Below are 20,161 nucleotides of genomic sequence, written 5' to 3'. Positions count from 1 at the left end.
TGCGGACCAAGGTCCGCACCCACCGGGTGCTCAACGATCAACGGGTGCCGTAAAGCACCACGGTCTTGCCGCGGGCATGCAGCAGCCCGTCGGTCTGCAGCTTCTTCAGCACGCGGCCGGCCATCTCACGCGAGCAGCCGACCAGGCGCGCCAGTTCCTGCCGCGAGACGCGCAGCTGGCTGCCCTGCGGGTGGCTCATCGCCTCCGGCTCCTGGGCCAGATCGTGCAGGGTGCGCACGATGCGGTCGGTGACGTCCAGGAACGCCAGGCGGCTGGCCTTGCGGCTGGTGTCGAGCAGACGCTTGGAGATCTGCTGGCCCAGCGCGTACAGCAGGCGCGGCGCGTCGGCCGACAGCGGGCCAAGGAACAGCTGATGCAGGCGCTCGTAGCTGATCTCGGCCAGCTCGCAGGCGGTGCGGGTCCGCAGGATCACTTCGCGGCGGTCCGATTCCACGAACAGGCCCATCTCGCCGACGAACTCGCCGGCACCGAAGTAGCCCAGCACCAGCTCACGATCGTCATCTTCCTCGGCCATGATCGAAACCGAGCCGCTGATGACGTAATACAGGGTTCCCGCCGGGTCTCCTGGTCGGAAGACGTCGGTCCGGGTGGGATATCGCCGCCTGTGGCTGTGCGCCAGGAAACGATCGATTGTTGCGATATCCAGGGCCAGTGGACTGCTAGCTAGGCGCACGGTTGACACGATAGGGGCGCTCCCTCTGCGCATGAACGGATTCACGGGGTCGATAGCGGAGCTTAACCAGCGCAATTGTTAAGGGCAAACAGTGTGCCAGAACTCTTGCGTCTTCACGTTCCCCCCGGGGGCGGTTTGCCCCATAATTCACCCTTTCTCTTCTTACACAGGAATCGACCGCCGTGGTCAAGCCGTTGCCTCGCCTGAGGTTGCAGGGTTTCAACAACCTCACCAAGGCGCTGAGCTTCAACATCTATGACGTGTGTTACGCGCGCACCGAAGAGGAGCGTCAGCGTTACATTGAATACATCGATGAAGAGTACAACGCCGACAGGCTGACTCAAATCTTGACCGATGTCGCCGAGATCATCGGCGCCAACATCCTGAACGTGGCCCGCCAGGACTACGATCCGCAGGGTGCCTCGGTGACCATCCTGATCTCCGAAGAGCCGGTGATCGACAAGAAGCTGGCGGGCAAGGAGCTGATCTCCGACGCCGTGGTCGCGCACATGGACAAGAGCCACATCACTGTCCATACCTACCCGGAAACCCATCCGCAGGAAGGCATCGCGACGTTCCGCGCGGACATCGACGTGGCCACCTGTGGCGTCATTTCGCCGCTGAAGGCCCTGAACTACCTGATCGAGAGCCTGGAATCGGACATCGTGATCATGGACTACCGCGTCCGTGGCTTCACCCGCGATGTGAAGGGCAAGAAGCACTTCATCGATCACAAGATCAATTCGATCCAGAACTTCCTGGCCAAGAACATCAAGTCGCGTTACGAGATGTTCGACGTCAACGTCTACCAGGAGAACATCTTCCACACGAAGATGCACCTGAAGGACTTCGACCTGGATCAGTACCTGTTCGAGGAAAAGGCCAGGAACCTGTCGTTCAAGGAACGCATGAAGATCGAGGCGCTGCTCAAGCGCGAGATCGAAGAGCTGTTCCACGGTCGCAACCTGTCCGAGTAACACCCCTGTGCGATGCCGGCAGGCATCGTCACCCAGGCGGGACGACCCGCCCCGTGGAACCTGCGTGCTGCGCAATTCATAGTTCCACGGCGATGTACCGACCTACGGCCCGGTGTGAAGACACCGGGCCGTTTCGTTTTTCAACCACTAGGTAAGGACCCCCACCCATGCCCTGGATCTACCTGCTGCTGGCCGGCCTGTTCGAGATCGGCTTCGCGCTTGGAATGAAGTACTCCGAAGGCTTCAGCAAGCCACTGCCCACGGCCGCCACGGTCGTTTCCGCGCTGATCAGCCTGTACCTGATGAGCCAGGCCATGAAGAGCATTCCGGTCGGCACGGCCTATGCCATCTGGACCGGCATCGGGGCCATGGGCGTGGCAGTGCTGGGCATCTACCTGTTCAACGACAGTGCTTCACCGGCCCGCCTGGCCTGCGTGGGCCTGATCGTCGCCGGTGTGATCGGCCTGAAGCTGGTGTCGCCGAACTGAGCCGGCGCTGAGGCGTCCAATGCCGCGTTGCCGGCAGCGCCGGGCCATGCGCGGCGGCCGTTCAGAGGCGGTACGCGATGGTCTTCATCACCTTCGAGGCCAGCGCCATCGCCCCCGGAATCGGGAAGGGCAGGCGGCGGGCGCCGGCCTGCTCGGCATGGTCCGCATGCCGGGCCTCGTCCTGCTTCATCACTTCGATGACCGCGCGGCTGCGCAGGTCGGCGGCCGGGAGATCCACCAGATGCTCATCCAGGTGGGCCTCGACCTGGCGTTCGGTCTCGACGACAAAACCCAGGTTCCAGCCATCACCGCGCAGCCCGGCCAGGGTGCCGATGGTGTAACTGCCTGCGTACCAGAGCGGGTTGAACAGGCTCGGCCGGCTGTCCAGTTCGGCCAGCCGGGTGGCACACCACGCCAGGTGGTCGGTTTCCTCCTGCGCTGCCTCCAGCAGATGCTCGCGGGTGGCCGGGTCGCGGGCCACGGCGGCCTGGCCGAAATACAGGCCCTGCGCGCAGACCTCGCCGACGTGGTTGATCCGCATCAGCCCGGCCGCATGGCGGCGCTGGCGGGCGTCCATGCCCGGCTCGTCGGTGTCCACCGCCGGATAGGGGCGGCTGGCCGGCGGGTTGCCGAACACCGTGTCCAGGGCGCGCTGGGCTTCGGTCAGCAGGTGGTCCAGCGGGGTGGTCTGGCGGAGCACGGTCATGGCGATACGGTGGGGCGGGAGACCCGCCGATTCTCGCCCGCGCCCGCGCCCCTGCCAACCCGGGACAGGGGGCGGCTTGCGCCGGGGCCTGGACCTGCGTACAATCCCGCCTCTTGCGCTTCACCTTTCACAACGCGTGGCAGAGTTCCGGCGAGTCCTTCGCCGCAATGAGCCCGACCTAACCTAGAGTTCTTCATGAGCACTTTCACTGCCAAGAACGAGACCGTCCAGCGCGACTGGTACCTCGTCGACGCCGAGGGCAAGACCCTGGGCCGTCTCGCCACCGAGCTGGCCCGCCGTCTGCGTGGCAAGCACAAGCCGGTCTACACCCCGCACGTTGATACCGGCGACTACCTGGTCGTCATCAATGCAGAAAAGATTGCCGTCACCGGCAAGAAGCTGCAGGACAAGATGTATCACCGTTTCACCGGTTACATCGGCAACCTGAAGACCGAGTCCCTGGCCCAGGCGCTGGAGCGCCACCCGGAGCGCGTGATCGAGATCGCCGTGAAGGGCATGCTGCCGAAGGGCCCGCTGGGTCGCCAGATGTACCGCAAGCTCAAGGTCTACGCCGGCACTGAGCATCCGCACGCCGCACAGCAGCCGCAGGTTCTGGATATCTAATCATGGCTATCACTCAAAACTACGGCACTGGCCGCCGCAAGTCCTCCACCGCTCGCGTGTTCCTGCGCAAGGGTTCGGGCAACATCACCGTCAATGGCCGTCCGCTGGACGAGTTCTTCGGTCGTGAGACCGCGCGCATGATCGTGCGCCAGCCGCTCGAGCTGACCAAGAACACCGAAAGCTTCGACATCCTGGTCACCGCCACCGGCGGCGGCACCACCGGCCAGGCCGGTGCGATCCGTCTGGGCATCGCCCGTGCGCTGGTCGAGTATGACGAAACCCTGAAGTCCGAGCTGCGCAAGGCTGGCTTCATGACCCGTGACGCCCGTGAAGTCGAGCGTAAGAAGGTCGGTCTGCACAAGGCCCGTCGCGCCACCCAGTTCTCCAAGCGCTGATCCACTGCGCCTGGCTGGGCTCCTCCGGGAGCCCGCTGGTTGGAAAAAGCAGAAGCCCGGCTTTGGCCGGGCTTTTGCCGTTTCGGGGTTGTGCATTGGAGAGGGTAGGGTCAGAGCTTTTGCCTGCGAGAAGGATCCGACCCCAGGGTTCTCTCTGGAGGGGAGCCCCCTTGATGTTCAAGGGGGTGCGCCGACAGGCGCGGGGATAAGGTGGAATGCGCGACCAAATTAAACGCAGACGGCCAGATCTTTCGATCTGGCCGTCTGCGTTTAATTTGGCTGCCCCGGATGGATTCGAACCACCGAATGCCTGAGTCAGAGTCAGGTGCCTTACCGCTTGGCGACGGGGCAATGTATCGTGTAACTATTTTCTCACTTTTCACGCTGAAAAACAACTTCAGCATGGTGGCTATGGGTGGACTCGAACCACCGACCCCAGCATTATGAGTGCTGTGCTCTAACCGGCTGAGCTACATAGCCTTGGTGAGCCCGCTATTCTGCGGATACACCGTGGGACTGTCAACACATTTGTGCCGCGCTTGTCGCCTGACAGGCGGCGTGGGATAGTCCTGACCAGTAGATTTTTTTAGGAGTCCGCATCGTGATCGATCCGGACGGCTATCGACCGAACGTCGGCATCGTGCTGATGCGGCAGGACGGGCAGGTGTTCTGGGCACGACGCGTGCGCCGGGATGGCTGGCAGTTCCCGCAGGGTGGGATGAACACCGACGAGACGCCCGTCGAGGCCATGTATCGCGAACTGCAGGAAGAGACCGGCCTGCTGCCTGAGCACGTGGAAGTGCTGGGGGCAACGCCCGGCTGGCTGCGCTACAAGCTGCCGGCGCGGGCGGTCCGCCGCAATGAACGGCAGGTCTGCATCGGCCAGAAGCAGGTCTGGTTCCTGCTGCGCCTGACCGGTGACGAATCCCATGTGTGCCTGGACCATACCGATTCGCCGGAGTTCGATCACTGGCGCTGGGTGGATTTCTGGTATCCGGTGGAGCATGTGGTGATGTTCAAGCGCGGCGTCTACGCGCGCGCGCTGCGACACCTGGCGCCGTTGGCGCGCGGGGTGGCGGGGCAGGGCGTCACTGCCATGCCGAAGAGCGCAGCGGAAGCGTGGATGCCCGGCAACACCGCGGGCCACGACCGACCGCGCAAGCGGCCGCGCAGCAGGGGCTACTGGCCCAAAAAGGCGCAGGAAGGACCGACGAGCTGACCGCCTGAACGGTATCGAGAATGGTTCAGGTCTCTGATTGACAACCATTCTCGTTTCCATTGGAATAGCGACCAGGCCGCTTCTGGCCTGTCAGCCCGGTTCCCGCCTGTGTACGTCTGCATCTGCAACGGAGTCACCGACCACCAGATCCGCGAAGCCGCCAGCCATGGCGTGACGTCGGTGGCCGAGCTGACCATGCGCACCGGATGCGGCGCGACCTGCGGGTCCTGTCTGGACATGGCCGGCGAGCTGCTGGCCAAGGCACGTGCCACCCACGATCTGCCGTTGCCGGTACTCGGTCTGGCCCAGGTCGCCTGACTGTCTTTTCCGCGGTGCGTTGATACCGCGCCTGCGCATCCTTCACGTGCGGCCGCACAGGCCAATGCGCACGATTCGCGTTCCTTCACGACCGCACGCAAGGCGGTAAAGTGCCTGCGTTTTCAGCGTGCAGGAGTATCCCCATGAAGGGCGACACCAAGGTCATCGAATTCCTCAACAAGGTCCTCTACAACGAGCTGACCGCGATCAACCAGTATTTCCTGCACGCCAAGATGCTGAAGAACTGGGGCATCAAGGAACTCGCCGAGCATGAGTACAAGGAATCGATCGACGAGATGAAGCATGCCGACATGCTCGCCGACCGCATCCTGTTCCTTGAAGGACTGCCGAACTTCCAGGCGCTGGGCAAGCTGCGCATCGGCGAGAACCCGACCGAGATCCTGCAGTGTGACCTCTCGCTCGAGCGTGATGGCGTGGTCACCCTGCGCGAGGCGGTGGCCTATGCCGATTCGGTCGGCGACTATGTGAGCCGCCAGCTGTTCGTGAAGATCCTCGATTCGGAGGAAGAGCATATCGACTGGCTGGAAACGCAGCTGGACCTGATCGAGCGCATCGGCGAACCGAAGTACCTGCTGAGCAAGCTCGAAGAGTGAGTCAGCCCGCCTGGCCGGCGCGATGCTGTGCCAGGTACCCGCCCAGCGCCACCCGTGCCCGGGCGAATTCGGCCACCAGCAGCGCAACCGCAACGGCGGGGCGCTGCAGACTGCCGGCGCGGGCCTCGTGCTCGATCCGCTGTGCGACCGCCGACAGCGACATCGCGCCGACATTCGCGCTGGAGGACTTCAGGCTGTGCGCGACTGCCTGCAGGCGCTGGCCATCGTGGTCCTGCGCCGCCTGCTGCAGCGCCTGCACCATCGCCGGTGCGTCTTCCAGGTACACCGATACGATCTGCGTGGCGGCATCACCGATGACCGCCTGCAGCTCGTCCAGCACGTTCCGGTCCAGAACCGGGTGGGCGACAGGTTCTGGACCGGCCTTCGCTGCCGCCGCCGGAGCTGCCGGCGTGGGGAGGGCTTTGGGGCCCCAGCGCAGCAGCAGCGCGTGCAGCGTGTCGCGCGCGATCGGTTTGGACAGGTAATCGTCCATGCCTGCTCGCAGGCAGCGTTCGCGATCACCGGCCATGGCATTGGCGGTCATGGCGATGATCGGCAGGCGCCGGCCTCCGGCTGCGATCTCTTCCTCGCGCCACTGGCGCGTCGCGGCGTAACCGTCCAGCACCGGCATCTGGCAGTCCATCAGCACCACGTCCACACCGCCTTCGCGCAGCGCGACCAGTGCCTGCTCGCCATCGACGGCGTTGCGGACCTCGCACTGGAATACCCGCAGCAGGTGTTCGGCCACCATGCGGTTGACCGTATTGTCCTCCACCAGCAGCACGCGTAGACCGAGCGCTGGCAGGGCAGCCGGTGCCTGGCCCTCTTCGGCGGCAGCCAGCCAGGCGGACGGGCGCGCGCTGGCGGTGGGCGTGGCAAGCAGGGCGTGCAGGGCGGCATCCTCGAAGGCGACCGGCAGCTGGCGATGGCGCTCCTGCGCGGGCAGCGGCTCGTCCTGCAGCCACAGCACCTGCAGCGTGTCGTCCTCACCGCGCGCAGCCAGCGCCTGCCGCAGGCGGGTTCCGCCGCTGCGGCGCGCAGGCGCATCGATCAGCAGCCAGGCCGGCGCAGCGTGCCCGGGGCGGGGCACGGCTCGCAGCCGCTCGGCCAGCGCGTCCATCCCGTCGATGACCTGCACCTGCAGCTCGTGATGGGCGGCAATGCGTTCGATGCGCGCCTGCAGGTGGCTGTCGGCACTGAACAGCAGCAGGGTGGCCGGTGCGCGTGCCATCGCCGGCAGGTCGCCGGGAACCTTCAACAACGGAATCTCGAACCAGAAGCGGGCGCCCTGGCCGGGGGTCGACTGGACGCCGATGTGGCCGTGCATCAGGTCGATGATGCGTTTGCAGATGGCCAGGCCCAGGCCGGTGCCACCATAGATGCGGGTGGTCGACGCATCGGCCTGGCTGAAGGACTGGAACAGGCGTGCCTGCTGGGCCTCGTCGATGCCGATGCCGGTGTCGATCACTTCGAAGCGCAACTGGTGCTGGGCCGGACCTTCGCCCAGCCGTTGCACGCGCAGCTGCACCTGGCCGCGTGCCGTGAACTTGATGGCATTGGCCAGAAGGTTGCTCAGCACCTGGCGCAGGCGCACCGGATCGCCGCGCACGGGAAGGCGGACCGTCGGATCCAGTTGCAGCACCAGTGCCAGTCCCTTGGCGTCGGCAGCGCGCTGCATCAGCTGCACCACGGCGTCGAGCAGCTCGCGCAGATTGAAGCTGGTGATCTCCAGCTCCAGTGCCTGTGCTTCCAACCGCGAGTAATCGAGGATGTCGTCGACGATACGCAGCAGTTGCTGTGAGCTGGCCGATGCGGTGGCCAGCATCTGCCGCTGATCCTCGCCCAGCGGGCCACGCGCGATCAGCTCCAGCATCGGCAGGATGCCGTTGAGCGGCGTACGGATCTCGTGGCTCATCGTGGCCAGGAACTCGCCCTTGGCCAGCACCGCCGCCTCGGCCGCCTGCTTGGCCTGCAGCAACTGCTGTTCGAGCTGGCCCTGGCGCTCGGTGGTGCGGCGCAGCTGGTCGCGCTCGCTGGCCAGCGCGGCACGATCCCGTTGCAGTGCGGCCAGCGCCTGGCTGCGCGTGCGCAGGCGCAGCCCCGCCAGCAGCAGCGCGATGGCCGCCACGGCCAGGGCCACCAGCAGCACCGCCCACAGCGGCATGTCAGAGCACCGCGTTGTGGAAGTCGAAGTTCAGGTCGCTGCCGGCGGACTGCACCATGTTGCCCTGGATGTAGTCGACCCCTCCCACCCACATCGCGGCCGCTGCCTGCGGATCTTCGATCTGCTGCCCGATGATCTGCAGTCCGGCGCCGTGCGCCCGCTCGATCGCCCTGCGCAGTTCTTCGCGCGTGCCTGGATTGGCGTGGCTGCTGGAGAAGCGCGCAGCCATGCGTACGAACGAAAGCGGCAGCTGGCCCAGCAGCGCGTCGGCATCGTTGCCGGGCTCGAACTGGCTCAGGCAGAAGCGCACGCCGGCCTGCGCCATGCGCTGACAGAACTGCTGCAGCGGCACGGTGTGGATCAGCGCATCAGGCAGGCGCACGTCGATGACCAGCGCACTGCCTGGCAGGTCGCGCTGCTGCAGCGACTCCAGCAGCCAGTCGGCGAAGGCGTCGCGCTGCAGGGTACGCAGCGACTGCGAGACGAACAGATTGAGCGGCTGGGTGGCATGCCGGTACAGATCCAGCAGGCCCAGCGCATGATCGAGCACCTGCTGGTCGAGGTCGGCGATGCGGCCGGCGGCTTCGGCGGCCGGAATCACCTGGCCGGCGGTCAGCACGGTGCCGTCGGCCTGGCGCAGCCGCAGCAGGACCTGGTACTGCGCGCTGCCTCCACCGGCGACGGCGACGATGGGCTGGTAAGCCAGTTCCAGCTGGCCTTCCAGCAGGGCCAGATGCTCCTGTTCGCTGATGGCCTGCCGATGCACGTGGCCGGCCACGCCGGCACTGAGCAGGCGCGCCTGCAGGGTCGTGCGCTCGACGGCTTCCAGCGCACTGGCGGCATCCTCGAAGCCGGGCGACAGCGGTGCATAGCCGACCACGCCACGCAGGTGCACCGATTCGTCATCGCGGATCACGAAGGCCCTCGCGGAGAGCTGCTCGCGCAGGGCGGCGGCCACGTTCTCCAGCCTGTCCTCATCGGCATCACGCGCCAGAAGCAGGAAACTGTTGTCGTTCAGGCGCGCCAGCAGGTGCGGATGGCCGGCTTCGGCCAAGCGCTGTCCGGCCTGCACCATCAGCCGTTCGAACGCAGCGTAGCCATAGCGCTCGCGCAGGCCCAGCGCGCTGGCCACCTCGATGAAGAACAGGCCGCCACGATCATGGTGGGCCAGGGCGGCGTTGAGCTGCTGCAGCACATGATGGCGCGTCGGCAGGCCGGTTTCAGGATTGCTGGTGGCCGGCGTGCCGGAGGCGCCGGGCAAGGTTGCCGCCTGCGCGCGGGCACGGCGGATGCGGTTGGCGACCGCCGCGATCAGGTGCCGCGGCCGGATCGGCTTGCTCAGGTAGTCGTCGGCACCGCTGTCGAGCACTTCGAACTGGCGCTCCGGATCGGGATCGCCGCTGAGGAACACGATGGGCAGCAACTGCAGGCCGGGCTGCTGGCGAATCATCGCCGTCAGCCGCATGCCGTCCAGGCCGGGCAGGTGCAGGTCCATCAGGATCAGGTCAGGGCGATGGTCCTTGATCGACTGCTGGACGCCTTCGGCATCGCTGAGCACGATGGCCTGCATGCCGGCGCCGTGCAGCACGCTCTGCGCGAACAGGGCCTGCGCACGGTCGTCCTCGACGATCAGCACGCGGTAGGGTGAATCCGCCGGCGCCGGTGCCGGGTCGTGGTTGCCCGCCTCGGGCTGTGAGGTGACGCCCGGCAGCGGCGGTGGAGCACCGCCGGAGGCAGGCCCACTGTCAGCGACGCTGGACGGAACCGATGGGGAGGCACCCGCGTCCACCACCGCAGTGGCCCAGCGTTGCCAATGATCGGCCGGTGGCGTTTCAGCGCGACCCGGGCGGACGCCTGCGGGGGATTCAATTGCGGCCATGGGGGCTCCTGATGATCGCAGCCATTATGCGACACGCCCGGCGTTCATCCGGTGCGTGGCTGTTGCCGGTCAGTGCCGTTGCCGGCACGGGCAAGCCAACGCACGCCGCGCCACAGAGCGCGCCATGCCAGCCAGACCAGCAATGCGCCGGCCAGGCTGCATGCCAGCACCACGACCAGCGCGATCCAGGGGTGTGCCAGGGCCAGCGCCAGGCCGCCAACCACCACGGTGTCTTCGGCGATCGAGGCGACCCAGTTGCTGGCCGGCTCCGGCGAGGTGTTGAGCAGGGCACGGGTGCCCGCCTTCAGGCCATGGCTGGCCAGGGCAACGCCGGCGCCCGCAGCGAGCGCGCCGGTACCCAGCTGCCCATCCGGCGACAGGGTGGCGGCGGCGAGGAAGGCGCCTGCGGGGACCCGGGCAAGGGTCTGCACCAGGTCCCAGACCGAATCCACGCCGGGAATCTTGTCGGCAAAGAACTCGGTCACGGCCAGTGCCGCCGAGGTGCCCAGCACCCACCACGACTCGGTCGCCTGCAGGGCGGGCGGCAGGTCGACCCAGCCGAGCAGGCCGGCCAGGCCGACACCGAAGACGGTGAGGTAGACACGGATGCCGGCCAGCCAGGCCAGCAGGATGCCGATCACGAACAGGTGGGCTTCGGTCATGGCGATGCTCCGACGGCGGAACTGTGCGAGGGGCCACACTATCGACGATGACGTGCCTGAACGCCACAGACCTCGGTCGCCGCCAGCGCAGGAATCCTGCCGATCCTGTCATACACTAGCCCGTCGTTTGCCACACGGGCCGTGCCGGTGTCGCGCCCGCGATGCCACGGGATCTACCCATGACCAACCGTCCTCCCATGCGTGTGCAGGTCCGCCTGCCCGGCGCGTCACATCCGCCCGCGGACCGCCGTCGCCTGTGGGTGATTGGAGGCATCTGGCTGCTCAGCCTGGTGCTGGCCACGATCGGAGGCTGCTGGATGGGGGCGCCGCGTGGCGAGCAGGGACAACGGTTGCAGGCAGCCGAGAAGCGTGCCGAGAGTCTGCAGGCGCAGCTGACCGAACTGCGCCAGAAGCAGGCCACGCTGGAAGCCTCCGACCGCATCAGCCGCGCCGCCAACAACGAAGTGCAGTCCTCGCTCGCCGAGCGCGACGAAGAGATCGCCGGGTTGCGCGCGGACGTCGCCTTCTATGAGCGCCTGGTCGGTTCGACCAGCCAGCGCAAGGGCCTGAACACCCACTCGATCGAGTTCAGCCCGGAATCGGCCGGCACCTGGCAGTACACCGCCGTGCTGACCCAGAACCTCAACCGCGGGGCCATCAGCCAGGGGCAGATGCGTTTCACCGTGGAAGGCGTGAAGAACGGCAAGCTGGCCACGATCAGCTGGGATGATCTGCACCAGCGCAGCAAGGTGCCGGGACAGGACTACTCGTTCCGGTACTTCCAGCAGCTCACCGGCAGCGTGATGCTGCCGGCTGACTTCACTCCGCAACGCGTGCGGGTGACATTGGGGAGTGGTGCGGGGGGCGCCACCCAGGTATTCGACTGGAAACAGGCCGGCGCGCCGGCCAGCAAAGGGGAGTAGGCAGATGTTCGGAAACAGCAAATCCAACCGTGACGGCCAGCTGGTGGTGGATGCCCTGATCGGCAACCAGGTGGTGATCCGCGGTGATGTGGAGTTCAGTGGTGGCCTGTACGTGGAAGGTCGCATCCATGGCAAGGTGATCGCCGCCGAAGGCGCCAGCACCGCGACCCTGACGCTCGCCGAGCATGGCGTGATCGAAGGGGAGATCCGTGCCCAGGTGGTGGTCATCAGCGGCCGCCTGGAGGGGGATGTCCACGCCACCGAAAAGGTCGAACTGACCCCGAGCGCGCGGGTCAACGGCAATGTCCACTACGAGGTGGTGGAGATGAACGCCGGGGCCCAGCTGAATGGACGCCTGATCCATGCCAGCGCACCGCTGGCGGCCCTGCCTGCACCCGAAAGCGGGGATCCCGCCAGTGGCAAGGGCGACACCGCGGCTCGACGCAAGCTGGCCGAAGCGATGGCTTGAAAGCCACCGCCGGTGCCCCCATGCTGATGCCATGAGCACGCTAGTCTCCCTGCCCGGCGCCCCCACGGCGGCCGCGCCCGATTACCAGTCGCTGGAGCGGCCGCTGAACTTCACCGAAGCAGCGGCCTCCAAGGTCAAGTCGTTGATCCAGGAAGAGGGCAACCCCGATCTGGCGCTGCGTGTGTATATCGAGGGTGGCGGCTGTTCGGGCTTCCAGTACGGTTTCGAGTTCGACGAGAACCGTGCCGAGGACGATCTGGCGGTACAGACCAGCGGGGTGACCCTGCTGGTCGACCCGCTCAGCCTGCAGTACCTGATGGGGGCTGAAGTGGATTACACCGAGAGCCTGACCGGCGCGCAGTTCGTGATCCGCAATCCGAACGCGAAGACCACCTGCGGTTGCGGCAGCAGCTTCAGCATGTGATTGCAGGGCGCGGGGCCTGCGCTCCGCGCCAGGTGTGTCGAGCGGTCTCCACACCTCACAGCAGAATGCGCACAGCGCCGACCTTGCCACCCGCATCGAATGGCGGCAGGCTTGCTGGATGTCCAATATTCTTTCGCCGCTGTCCGGTTTCGCCTTCATTGGCGAGCCGCTGGAGCGCGCCGATGCCCTGCGCGAAGATGCCGATGTGCTGGCACGCCTGTGGCCGGATGCGCGGGTTCTCGTGCTTGACCAGGACGGCAGTGCCTTCACCGGTGCTGATGACCAGCCACTGGCGCTGACCGGCGCCGACATCGGGGGCGGCCCCGGTGCCGCGATCTTCCTGGGTCTGCGGGGTGAGCAGGCCTGGTTCTCGGTGGAAGCGTCCGCGGTTGCCGTCACTGCGCCTGGCCGGCTCGACCTGCGCCAGGCGGCACTGCTGTGGCCGGTGGCCGATGCGACCGCTTTCAGCTACGCACGCGGCATGTCCTACTGGCATTCGCGCACGCGCTTCTGCGGCGTCTGCGGGGGGGCGGTGGCCTTTGCCCGCGGTGGCTTCGTTGGCCGCTGCGGGCAGTGCGCGACCGAACACTATCCCCGGGTGGACCCGGCGGTGATCGTCGCGGTGGAAAACCAGGGCCGGTTGCTGCTGGGGCGGCAGTCCAACTGGGCGCCGCGCCGCTATTCGGTACTGGCGGGTTTCGTCGAACCAGGCGAGACCTTCGAACAGACCGTGGTGCGGGAAGTGCACGAGGAGAGCCGGGTGCGCATCACTGCCTGCCAGTATCTCGGTTCACAGCCCTGGCCGTTCCCGGGCGCGCTGATGGTGGGGTTCCGCGCGCAGGCGCAGGACGATGTGCCGACCGTGGATGGCGAACTGGAGGATGCGCGCTGGTTCAGTGCCGACGAGGTGGGCGCGGCGCTGGCACGTGATGTCGAAGATGATGGCCAGGGCATCCGCCTGTCGCCGCCGATCTCGATTTCGCGGGGGCTGATCGAGCACTGGTATCGCCAACAGCGGGCGTGAAGACCGCACCGGCCTGTCAGAACGGCGGCGACCATTGCCGCCACCTGAACACGGCCCGGGTTACAGTGCGGCAGACCGCTGATGGCGGCGTCGCGACGGGTAAGGTAGCGACGCCGAGCGCCTTGTTTTGTAGGGAGACCTGCCATGTTCACCACTCTGGCTGCCGTGCTGGTTGCACTGGCCCTGGGCCATGTCGCCCCGGCCGCTGCCGCCTCGCTGCGCCGCTTTGACAGCTTCCGGCGCTGGCTGGGCTGGCTGGATGCGCACGGCGGCAAGGCCTGGCAGGGCCCCATGGGCGTGGTGCTGGCGCTTCTGCCGCCGCTGGTGTTGATGGCGCTGCTGGCCTGGCTGCTGCGGGGCGTGCTGTTCGGGCTGCCCTCGTTGCTGCTGGGCGTGGCGGTTCTGGCCTGGTGCTGGGGGCCGCGCGACCTGGACCGTGACATCGAAGCGATCATCGATGCCGATGACGCACCGACCCGGCAGGCGGCCGTGCGCCATCTGCAGGCGGCCGGTGGCAGCCTGCGCGAGGATGTACCCTCGCTGGTGGAGGCGACCGTACTCAATGCGCTGCGCCGCTGGTTTGCGGTGCTGTTCTGGTTCCTGCTGCTGGGCCCGGCGGGCGCGCTGGGCTATCGCCTGCTGGCGCTGATGTCCGAAAGCCCGATGCGTGCACGCGTACCGGTGGAACCGCTGGCAGTGGCCCAGCGCCTGCTGGGCTGGATCGAATGGCCGGTGGCACAGTTGATGGCGTTCTCGATGGCACTGGTCGGCAACTTCGACACGGCGTGGAAGGCATGGCGGCAAGCGCATGGCGAGCGCCTGGTCGGAGGCATCGGATTCCTGGGTGCGGTGGCGCGGGCCAGCGTCAATGCCGAGCTGCGCGAGGACGCGCATGACTACACCGAGGCGGGCCTGCTGCCGGTCTGGCAACGTCTGCCCGACCTGCGCGATGCCATGAGTCTGGTGTGGCGGATGCTGCTGCTGTGGCTGGCGGTGCTGGCCGTGCTGGTGATCGCCGGCTGGGTGACGTAGCCGCTGGCCAGGCGCGTGCGGCCTGACCGCAGCACGCGTCGCGACGCGCCTGGACGCGAAGTGGGAATCTAGACCGGCGCCAGTGCGGTGAACGGTGCCCACGGCAGGTTGCGCAGCAGAGCGTAACCGGGCAGCAGCCACAGCCAGAACATGGGATTGGCCAGAATCCGCATCAGCGGATCAAGCACACGCGGGCGGATGCCGGCGATGTTCAGCAGCATCAGCAGCAGCAGGGGCAGGCTGATGACCAGCAGCGGGTTCATCGCCATCGCGCCGGCCAGATCGAAATGGACCAGCGAGTAAAGGCAGCGCGTGCTGCCGCAGCCGGGGCAATACAGGCCGGTGAGTGCGTACAGCGGGCAGCCCGGCAGGGGATTGCCGGCCACGTAGGGATTGACGTTACGCAGCACCACGGCCGCGCCAGCGGCCAGGCCGGTGGAGGCCAGCAAGGGTGCCCAGCGGGCGAGCCGGGAAGGAAGAGCGGACACGATCAGGCGAAGACGGATCCGGCGCGGACGCCGCCGGATCCGTCCGCAGGCCTCAGTAGCTGCCGTTGCTCATCGCGCCGATGCCACCGAGCACGACGAAGAACAGCACGTACAGCACGACCATGATGACCCAGGCGATGGCCGACCAGATGGCCCACTTCTTGGCCTTGGCGGACGAGTCCTGGGCACCGGCGATATCGCCAGCGGCCAGCTTGCCGTTGACCTGTGCCGCATAGACGATCGACACGATGCCGACCGGCAGGCAGCAGAGCAGGGTGCTCAGGATCGCCCAGACCAGGTTGTTCGGGACCTGCGGAGTAGCGGTGTTCATGATTCAAGCTCCTTGATGGGTGGTGGTGGATCAATGGTCGGAAAGAGCGCCCAGTGCGGCCAGGCCGCCGAAGAGCCCGAACCACAACAGCAACAGGACCGGCAGGGCCGCGGCCGAAGCCGCCGCCCACCAGCCCGCCTTGCGTGACGCGCTATAGGCTCCCGCCAGATCGCCGGCCGCGCGGCGGCCATCGACCTGGGCGGCATACACGATCGACACCACGCCCAACGGCAGGCAGCAGAACAGCGTCGTCAGGATCGCCCACACCAGATGGTTGGGGATGTAGACCGGACGGCCGAGTGGTGGCGGTTGATTCAACGTGAGACTCCATTCCTTGGTGGCCGACCGTTGTGAACGGGCCGGACCTCCCCCCTGTGGGTGCGTAATCTACCGCAACCTGCGTCGCATGTATGCGTTTTCAGCCCGGCAATGACGGGCATGGCGCTTGACGCTGGCGTATGTGGGGCGGGGGCGGGCTACGCGCGAACGGGGGGATTGCGTCAGGCGTGATCGCCGCGAAGGGCGCGGACCTGGGCTTCCAGTGCCGGCGCGTCGGTGCTGCGACCATCGATGGCAGGCGCCGCCACCACCTCGACGGTGGCGCGGAAGCGGCGCGGAACCCGCATGCGGCCAAGCCGGCTGTCGCGCCGGCTCCACATGCTCGACCACATCCCGCGCAGGGCCATCGGCACCACCGGCACCGGCCGGCGTTCGAGGATCTTCTCGACGCCGGACTTGAACGGCGCCATCTGCCCATCGCGGGTGAGTGCTCCCTCCGGGAAGATGCAGACCAGCTCACCCTCGGCCAGCGCCGCATCGATCTCCTCGAACGCGCGCTGCATCAAGGCCTCGTCCTCGCGAGCCCCGGCAATCGGGATGGCCTTGGCGGTGCGGAAGATCCAGCGCATCACCGGGATGTTGAAGATCCTGTAGTACATGACGAAGCGTACGGGGCGCGGAATCGTCGCCGACAGGATCAGTGCATCCATGTAGCTGACATGATTGCAGACGATCAGTGCTGCGCCTTCATCCGGCACATTGGCTTCGATGCCATGCGGGCGCAGCCGGTACAGGGTGCGCACCATCACCCAGCTCAGGAAGCGCATCAGGAATTCGGGGACGATGGTGAAGATGTAGATCGCCACCACGGCATTGGCGATCGCCAGCGCCAGGAACAGCTGCGGGATGCTCCAGTGCAGCAGTTCGCGCGCGGCCAGTGACAGCAGTGCGGCGGACACGATGAAACCGGAGTTCTGGATGTTCAACGCGGCGAACACGCGTGACATCTGCGCCTTCGGCGTGCGGCTCTGGATCAGGGCGAACAGCGGAACGACGAAGATGCCGGTGAACAGGCCGATTCCGACAAGGTCGATGACGATGCGCACGCTGCCGGGCTGCTGCAGGAACTGGGTGATGCTCAGCCCCTGCACGGTGGCCTCGCCGCTGCGGGCGAAGTACAGATCGAGCAGGAACGCGGTCATGCCGAACGCGCCCAGCGGCACCAGGCCGATCTCCACTGTGCGCGCCGACAGCCTCTCGCACAGCAGCGAGCCAACGCCGGTGCCGATGGAAAACAGCGCCAGTGCCAGCAGGTACAGCTTGGGTTCGCCGCCCAGGTTGGCCAGCGCATAATTCGGCAGCTGCGAGGTCAGCACGGTGCCGACGAACCAGAACCAGGACACGCCCAGGATCGCGTTGCGCACCGCCTTCTGCTGGCGCGCCATGCGCAGCACCACCAGCGACTCGGGCAGCGGGTTCCAGTTGATCTTCAGGCCCGGGTCGCCGGCATCGACCCTGGGAATCAATCGCGCCGCGATATTGCCGCAGACCGCCAAAGCGATGACCAGCGATGCCGCGAACACGGGCCCGTGGCTGCCGGCCAGCAGGAACACGGCGCCGCCGATGATCATCCCTGACAGGATCGAGATCGATGTGCCCATCTCCACCAGCCCGTTGCCACCGGTCAGCTCCTCGGGTTTGAGTACCGAGGGCAGCACCGAGTACTTCACTGGGCCGAACAGGGTCGACTGCATGCCGGTGCAGAACAGCGCCACCAGCAGGAACGGCAGGTTCTCGGTGAGGAAGCCGATCGCTGCCAACGACATGATCACGATCTCCATCGTGGTGGTGATCACGATGAGCCGCGACTTCTCCAGTTTGTCGGCGATCTGCCCGGCCAATGCCGAGAACAGGAAATAGGGAAGAATGAAGATCGCCGGCGCCAGCGTGGTGTACAGCGAACGCTGCTCTTCGGACACGCCCAGGTAGAACAGCAGGCCGATGATGGCCTGCCGGTATACGTTGTCGTTGAAAGCGCCCAGCGCCTGCACGATGAAGAACGGCAGGAAGCGGCGCTGGCGCAGCAGGGCGAACTGGTTGTGACCGGACATGGAATCTCCTTGACCGGCGCAGCCTAGCATTCCTGCCCGCCGGCCGGGCCCGGATCCAGTGCTGCCGGGCGGCGGTCAGGTCAGGCTGCGTACGGCCTCGTTGGCGGCGGCACGCAGCTTCGGCAGCAGGCGCAGCACCAGCGCCATCTGGGTGCGGATCAACTGCAGCTTCGGTGGCATCACGTCCTCGATCTGCTCCAGCTCCGCAGCGACTGCGCGGTCGGCATCATTGTCATCCTCCGCAACCGCCTGCCGTGCGGCCAGCGCGCCGGCCAGCTGCTGCAGCGCCTTGCGCACCCGGTCGCCGGCGGCCAGTGCCAGCGGGTCGCCGGCGTAGCTGTCGACCTGGTCGCGGTGGGCACCCAGTGCCGACAGATGACCGAGCAGGGTGTTGGACAACGCCAGGAAGTGGAAGCCGGCATCCAGGTTGCGGCGTACATGGCCGGGCTCGCGCAGCATGTTCGACAGTGCAGTGGACAGCGCCGCGTCGGCATTGTGCATGTCGCGGCGGGCGATGCGGTAGGCCAGGTCATCGTGCATGCCACTGCGGTACTGGCCCAGCACCGCATCCAGGTAACGCGCGGCGGTATCCAGTACCCGTGACAGGACCCGATGCAGCTGACGTCCCTGCCAGTCCGGCAGGATCAGGAAGGCGGCCGCCGCAGCGATCGCACAGCCCAGGATCGTGTCCACCATGCGCGGCACGATCAGTACGAAGCCATCGCCGATCAGGTTGAAGCAGGTCAGCGCCATCACCGTGATCGCGGCCGAGGCCACCAGGTAGCGATCGGTGCGGGTGAAGAAGAACAGCAGCGCCGACAGCAAGGCGATCAGCAGCTGCACGTGCAGCTGTGGGAACAGCTGCAGCAGCGCCCAGGTCAATACCAGGCCGGCCAGGGTGCCGACGATGCGCTGTGCCAGGCGCTGGCGCGTGGCGCCGAAGTTCGGCCGGCACACGAAGACGATGGTCAACAGCACCCATGAACCGTTCTGGGCATTGAACAGGCGGATCGCCAGGAAGCCGGCGATCAGCGCCAGCGCCATGCGCAGGCCATGGCGGAACAGCACCGAGCCGGGCGTGAGCTGCTGGCGCAGCCGTACCCCCATCTCGCGCAGGGTGTGCGGGTTGCTGTCGCGCAGGCGCGTGTCGACATTGTCCAGGCTGGCCTCGGAGCGTTCGGCGTCGAGCAGCCGGCGCTCGATGCTGCGCAGGTTGTGCACCAGCAGATCCAGCGAACCGAGCAGGCGCTGCCATTGCGGACGCTGCTGGTCGCGCAGGTAGGCCAGCGCGTCGGCGAGGTCGCGTCCGGCCTGCTGGTTGCTCTCGCCATACACGAACGGGCGGCGCAGGCGGATGGCTTCGCCCAGACGCGCGCAGGCCTGCCCCTGCAGATCGAGCAGGCGCTGGCAGCGGTACAGCACGTCGCTGTGGAAGAACGCATCCACCAGTGCGCCATAGGGATAGTGCGAGGAGCTGGCGCGCTCGTGGAAATCCTGCGCCATGTAGTACAGGCGCAGGTACAGGCCGGAGTTGACCCCGGGCCGGCCGGAACGGCCGAAGCGCGCAAGGATCGCCGTCTTTGCTTCGTTCAGGGCTCCCACCACACGCCGGTTCTGTTCGGCCAGGTCCAGCTGGCGGCGCTGCAGGTCGGCCTCACGCACCGGCTCGAACAAGGCGGCTTTCAGCTGCAGGTAGCGGCCCAGTTCCTGGTAAAGACGGGCCACGCGTTCGCGCACCGGGCGGTTGGCGAACAGCGCGGTCCAGACGATGGACAGCAGGCCATACCAGACCGCACCGGCCAGCAGGTGGCTGACCGCATGCAACGCACGTGGCAGATCTCCGGCGCCGCCATGCTGTTCCAGCCCGATCATGGTGTAGATGGCCAGGGTGACCGTGGCCTGGGCGATGGAGGCGTAGCGTTCGCCCAGAGCACCCAGCAGGGTCAGGCCGAAGGTGGACAGCGCCAGTGCGCCGATGAACAGCCACGGCCACGGGAACAGCGCGATCACCGAGGCGGCGGCGATGCAGAAGCACAGCAGCGACAGCAGCACCGCCTTGGTGCGGCCCCACCAGTTGTCGTCGGTTTCGGCGATCGCGCTGGCGATGATGCCAAGGAACGCCCCGGGCAGCGCGGGGAGCGCGTCCAGCTGCCAGCACACGGCCATCGCAGCCGACAGGGCGATGAACACGCGCAGGCCATAGCTGGCTTTCTCGTGTGCCCACAGGCGGCTGAGGCGGGAATGGGACGCGGACATGCAGGCTCGGGCGGCGGATTGCCTCCATTATGGCGGTGTGCGCGTGGGTGCGGTGTTCAATGTGCGGACCCACGGTCCGCACCC

The 20,161-nt window shown here is 66.8% G+C and carries 22 protein-coding genes and 2 tRNA genes; 12 read left to right on the top strand and 12 right to left on the bottom strand.

Annotated elements, in window-relative coordinates; translation table 11 throughout:
* Positions 1–37: 37 nt before the first annotated feature.
* Complete coding sequence (gene crp, locus AC06FB_RS06950) at positions 38–727, bottom strand: cAMP-activated global transcriptional regulator CRP (protein WP_010482649.1); 690 nt, start codon at positions 725–727, stop codon at positions 38–40.
* Between the two features lie 149 nt (positions 728–876).
* On the opposite strand from crp, the gene speD reads away from it, so the two are divergent.
* The gene (speD, locus tag AC06FB_RS06945; protein ID WP_019661504.1) at positions 877–1,671 is read left to right on the top strand and encodes an adenosylmethionine decarboxylase; all 795 of its coding nucleotides are present in this window, start codon (positions 877–879) and stop codon (positions 1,669–1,671) included.
* Positions 1,672–1,838: 167 nt separating this feature from the next.
* On the top strand, positions 1,839–2,159 hold the full coding sequence (locus AC06FB_RS06940; RefSeq protein WP_005411314.1) for a DMT family transporter: 321 nt from the start codon (positions 1,839–1,841) through the stop codon (positions 2,157–2,159).
* Positions 2,160–2,220: 61 nt separating this feature from the next.
* On the opposite strand, the gene coq7 is transcribed toward AC06FB_RS06940, so the two are convergent.
* A complete protein-coding gene (gene coq7, locus AC06FB_RS06935) occupies positions 2,221–2,865 on the bottom strand; it encodes a 2-polyprenyl-3-methyl-6-methoxy-1,4-benzoquinone monooxygenase (protein WP_053515583.1) in 645 nt (214 codons plus the stop codon).
* 195 nt (positions 2,866–3,060) lie between these two features.
* On the opposite strand from coq7, the gene rplM reads away from it, so the two are divergent.
* Together rplM and rpsI are read left to right on the top strand one after the other, a co-directional pair.
* Positions 3,061–3,489 carry a 50S ribosomal protein L13 gene (gene rplM / locus AC06FB_RS06930; RefSeq protein ID WP_005414692.1) on the top strand — a complete coding sequence of 143 codons (429 nt, stop codon included), beginning with the start codon at positions 3,061–3,063 and terminating at the stop codon, positions 3,487–3,489.
* Between the two features lie 2 nt (positions 3,490–3,491).
* Entirely contained in the window at positions 3,492–3,884 is a 393-nt protein-coding gene (gene rpsI, locus AC06FB_RS06925; RefSeq protein WP_053515585.1) for a 30S ribosomal protein S9, read from the top strand.
* Positions 3,885–4,160: 276 nt separating this feature from the next.
* Here the strand turns inward: rpsI and AC06FB_RS06920 are convergent.
* Both AC06FB_RS06920 and AC06FB_RS06915 read right to left on the bottom strand, forming a co-directional pair.
* Positions 4,161–4,235 (bottom strand) — tRNA-Gln (locus AC06FB_RS06920).
* A 52-nt stretch (positions 4,236–4,287) separates the two neighbouring features.
* A tRNA-Met gene (locus tag AC06FB_RS06915) sits at positions 4,288–4,364 on the bottom strand.
* Positions 4,365–4,485: 121 nt separating this feature from the next.
* On the opposite strand from AC06FB_RS06915, the gene AC06FB_RS06910 reads away from it, so the two are divergent.
* From AC06FB_RS06910 to bfr, 3 genes are all read left to right on the top strand, one after another.
* On the top strand, positions 4,486–5,103 hold the full coding sequence (locus tag AC06FB_RS06910) for an RNA pyrophosphohydrolase (protein WP_053515586.1): 618 nt from the start codon (positions 4,486–4,488) through the stop codon (positions 5,101–5,103).
* A gap of 108 nt (positions 5,104–5,211) precedes the next feature.
* Entirely contained in the window at positions 5,212–5,421 is a 210-nt protein-coding gene (locus AC06FB_RS06905; protein ID WP_032951724.1) for a (2Fe-2S)-binding protein, read from the top strand.
* A 143-nt stretch (positions 5,422–5,564) separates the two neighbouring features.
* A complete protein-coding gene (gene bfr / locus AC06FB_RS06900; RefSeq protein WP_005414691.1) occupies positions 5,565–6,035 on the top strand; it encodes a bacterioferritin in 471 nt (156 codons plus the stop codon).
* A gap of 1 nt (position 6,036) precedes the next feature.
* Here bfr and AC06FB_RS06895 read toward each other — a convergent pair whose 3' ends face one another.
* From AC06FB_RS06895 to AC06FB_RS06885, 3 genes are read right to left on the bottom strand one after another with little or no spacing between them, the layout of a single operon-like run.
* Positions 6,037–8,199, bottom strand: a complete 2,163-nt coding sequence (locus AC06FB_RS06895; RefSeq protein WP_111186824.1) for an ATP-binding protein — start codon at positions 8,197–8,199, stop codon at positions 6,037–6,039.
* A gap of 1 nt (position 8,200) precedes the next feature.
* Positions 8,201–10,078 carry an EAL domain-containing protein gene (locus AC06FB_RS06890; RefSeq protein WP_065181536.1) on the bottom strand — a complete coding sequence of 626 codons (1,878 nt, stop codon included), beginning with the start codon at positions 10,076–10,078 and terminating at the stop codon, positions 8,201–8,203.
* Between the two features lie 44 nt (positions 10,079–10,122).
* Complete coding sequence (locus tag AC06FB_RS06885; RefSeq protein WP_053515592.1) at positions 10,123–10,740, bottom strand: DUF4126 domain-containing protein; 618 nt, start codon at positions 10,738–10,740, stop codon at positions 10,123–10,125.
* 179 nt (positions 10,741–10,919) lie between these two features.
* Here AC06FB_RS06885 and AC06FB_RS06880 point away from each other — a divergent pair, with 179 nt between their 5' ends.
* The 5 genes from AC06FB_RS06880 (at position 10,920) to ampE (ending at position 14,612) form a co-directional block, all read left to right on the top strand.
* Positions 10,920–11,663: a DUF6776 family protein gene (locus tag AC06FB_RS06880; protein ID WP_053515594.1), complete on the top strand. Its 744-nt coding sequence runs from the start codon at positions 10,920–10,922 to the stop codon at positions 11,661–11,663.
* A 4-nt stretch (positions 11,664–11,667) separates the two neighbouring features.
* Positions 11,668–12,132 carry a bactofilin family protein gene (locus AC06FB_RS06875; RefSeq protein ID WP_053515596.1) on the top strand — a complete coding sequence of 155 codons (465 nt, stop codon included), beginning with the start codon at positions 11,668–11,670 and terminating at the stop codon, positions 12,130–12,132.
* Between the two features lie 31 nt (positions 12,133–12,163).
* Entirely contained in the window at positions 12,164–12,556 is a 393-nt protein-coding gene (gene erpA, locus AC06FB_RS06870) for an iron-sulfur cluster insertion protein ErpA (protein ID WP_053515598.1), read from the top strand.
* 118 nt (positions 12,557–12,674) lie between these two features.
* The gene (gene nudC / locus AC06FB_RS06865) at positions 12,675–13,580 is read left to right on the top strand and encodes an NAD(+) diphosphatase (protein WP_164151968.1); all 906 of its coding nucleotides are present in this window, start codon (positions 12,675–12,677) and stop codon (positions 13,578–13,580) included.
* A gap of 144 nt (positions 13,581–13,724) precedes the next feature.
* The gene (gene ampE / locus AC06FB_RS06860) at positions 13,725–14,612 is read left to right on the top strand and encodes a regulatory signaling modulator protein AmpE (RefSeq protein ID WP_478053490.1); all 888 of its coding nucleotides are present in this window, start codon (positions 13,725–13,727) and stop codon (positions 14,610–14,612) included.
* Between the two features lie 68 nt (positions 14,613–14,680).
* Here the strand turns inward: ampE and AC06FB_RS06855 are convergent, their stop codons facing one another.
* From AC06FB_RS06855 to yccS, 5 genes are all read right to left on the bottom strand, one after another.
* Positions 14,681–15,100, bottom strand: a complete 420-nt coding sequence (locus AC06FB_RS06855; protein WP_053515602.1) for a DUF2752 domain-containing protein — start codon at positions 15,098–15,100, stop codon at positions 14,681–14,683.
* A gap of 52 nt (positions 15,101–15,152) precedes the next feature.
* Positions 15,153–15,431 carry a CD225/dispanin family protein gene (locus tag AC06FB_RS06850; RefSeq protein ID WP_065174386.1) on the bottom strand — a complete coding sequence of 93 codons (279 nt, stop codon included), beginning with the start codon at positions 15,429–15,431 and terminating at the stop codon, positions 15,153–15,155.
* Between the two features lie 30 nt (positions 15,432–15,461).
* On the bottom strand, positions 15,462–15,749 hold the full coding sequence (locus tag AC06FB_RS06845) for a CD225/dispanin family protein (RefSeq protein ID WP_053515606.1): 288 nt from the start codon (positions 15,747–15,749) through the stop codon (positions 15,462–15,464).
* 182 nt (positions 15,750–15,931) lie between these two features.
* Positions 15,932–17,821 carry an MFS transporter gene (locus AC06FB_RS06840; RefSeq protein WP_065181538.1) on the bottom strand — a complete coding sequence of 630 codons (1,890 nt, stop codon included), beginning with the start codon at positions 17,819–17,821 and terminating at the stop codon, positions 15,932–15,934.
* Positions 17,822–17,896: 75 nt separating this feature from the next.
* Entirely contained in the window at positions 17,897–20,077 is a 2,181-nt protein-coding gene (gene yccS, locus AC06FB_RS06835) for a YccS family putative transporter (RefSeq protein WP_065174388.1), read from the bottom strand.
* Between the last annotated feature and the right edge of the window lie 84 nt (positions 20,078–20,161).

This window comes from Stenotrophomonas sp. Steno-C15, from assembly GCF_056393265.1.
Note: the sequence above shows the minus strand (reverse complement) of the source record. Positions and strands in the feature narration are given on the sequence as shown.

Coding starts and splice junctions, on each gene's coding strand:
- crp (WP_010482649.1), bottom strand. CDS start 727: ATGCGCAGAGGGAGCGCCCCTATCGTGTCAACCGTGCGCCTAGCTAGC.
- AC06FB_RS06940 (WP_005411314.1), top strand. CDS start 1,839: ATGCCCTGGATCTACCTGCTGCTGGCCGGCCTGTTCGAGATCGGCTTC.
- coq7 (WP_053515583.1), bottom strand. CDS start 2,865: ATGACCGTGCTCCGCCAGACCACCCCGCTGGACCACCTGCTGACCGAA.
- rplM (WP_005414692.1), top strand. CDS start 3,061: ATGAGCACTTTCACTGCCAAGAACGAGACCGTCCAGCGCGACTGGTAC.
- rpsI (WP_053515585.1), top strand. CDS start 3,492: ATGGCTATCACTCAAAACTACGGCACTGGCCGCCGCAAGTCCTCCACC.
- bfr (WP_005414691.1), top strand. CDS start 5,565: ATGAAGGGCGACACCAAGGTCATCGAATTCCTCAACAAGGTCCTCTAC.
- AC06FB_RS06895 (WP_111186824.1), bottom strand. CDS start 8,199: ATGCCGCTGTGGGCGGTGCTGCTGGTGGCCCTGGCCGTGGCGGCCATC.
- AC06FB_RS06890 (WP_065181536.1), bottom strand. CDS start 10,078: ATGGCCGCAATTGAATCCCCCGCAGGCGTCCGCCCGGGTCGCGCTGAA.
- AC06FB_RS06885 (WP_053515592.1), bottom strand. CDS start 10,740: ATGACCGAAGCCCACCTGTTCGTGATCGGCATCCTGCTGGCCTGGCTG.
- AC06FB_RS06880 (WP_053515594.1), top strand. CDS start 10,920: ATGACCAACCGTCCTCCCATGCGTGTGCAGGTCCGCCTGCCCGGCGCG.
- AC06FB_RS06875 (WP_053515596.1), top strand. CDS start 11,668: ATGTTCGGAAACAGCAAATCCAACCGTGACGGCCAGCTGGTGGTGGAT.
- erpA (WP_053515598.1), top strand. CDS start 12,164: ATGAGCACGCTAGTCTCCCTGCCCGGCGCCCCCACGGCGGCCGCGCCC.
- nudC (WP_164151968.1), top strand. CDS start 12,675: ATGTCCAATATTCTTTCGCCGCTGTCCGGTTTCGCCTTCATTGGCGAG.
- ampE (WP_478053490.1), top strand. CDS start 13,725: ATGTTCACCACTCTGGCTGCCGTGCTGGTTGCACTGGCCCTGGGCCAT.
- AC06FB_RS06850 (WP_065174386.1), bottom strand. CDS start 15,431: ATGAACACCGCTACTCCGCAGGTCCCGAACAACCTGGTCTGGGCGATC.
- AC06FB_RS06840 (WP_065181538.1), bottom strand. CDS start 17,821: ATGTCCGGTCACAACCAGTTCGCCCTGCTGCGCCAGCGCCGCTTCCTG.
- yccS (WP_065174388.1), bottom strand. CDS start 20,077: ATGTCCGCGTCCCATTCCCGCCTCAGCCGCCTGTGGGCACACGAGAAA.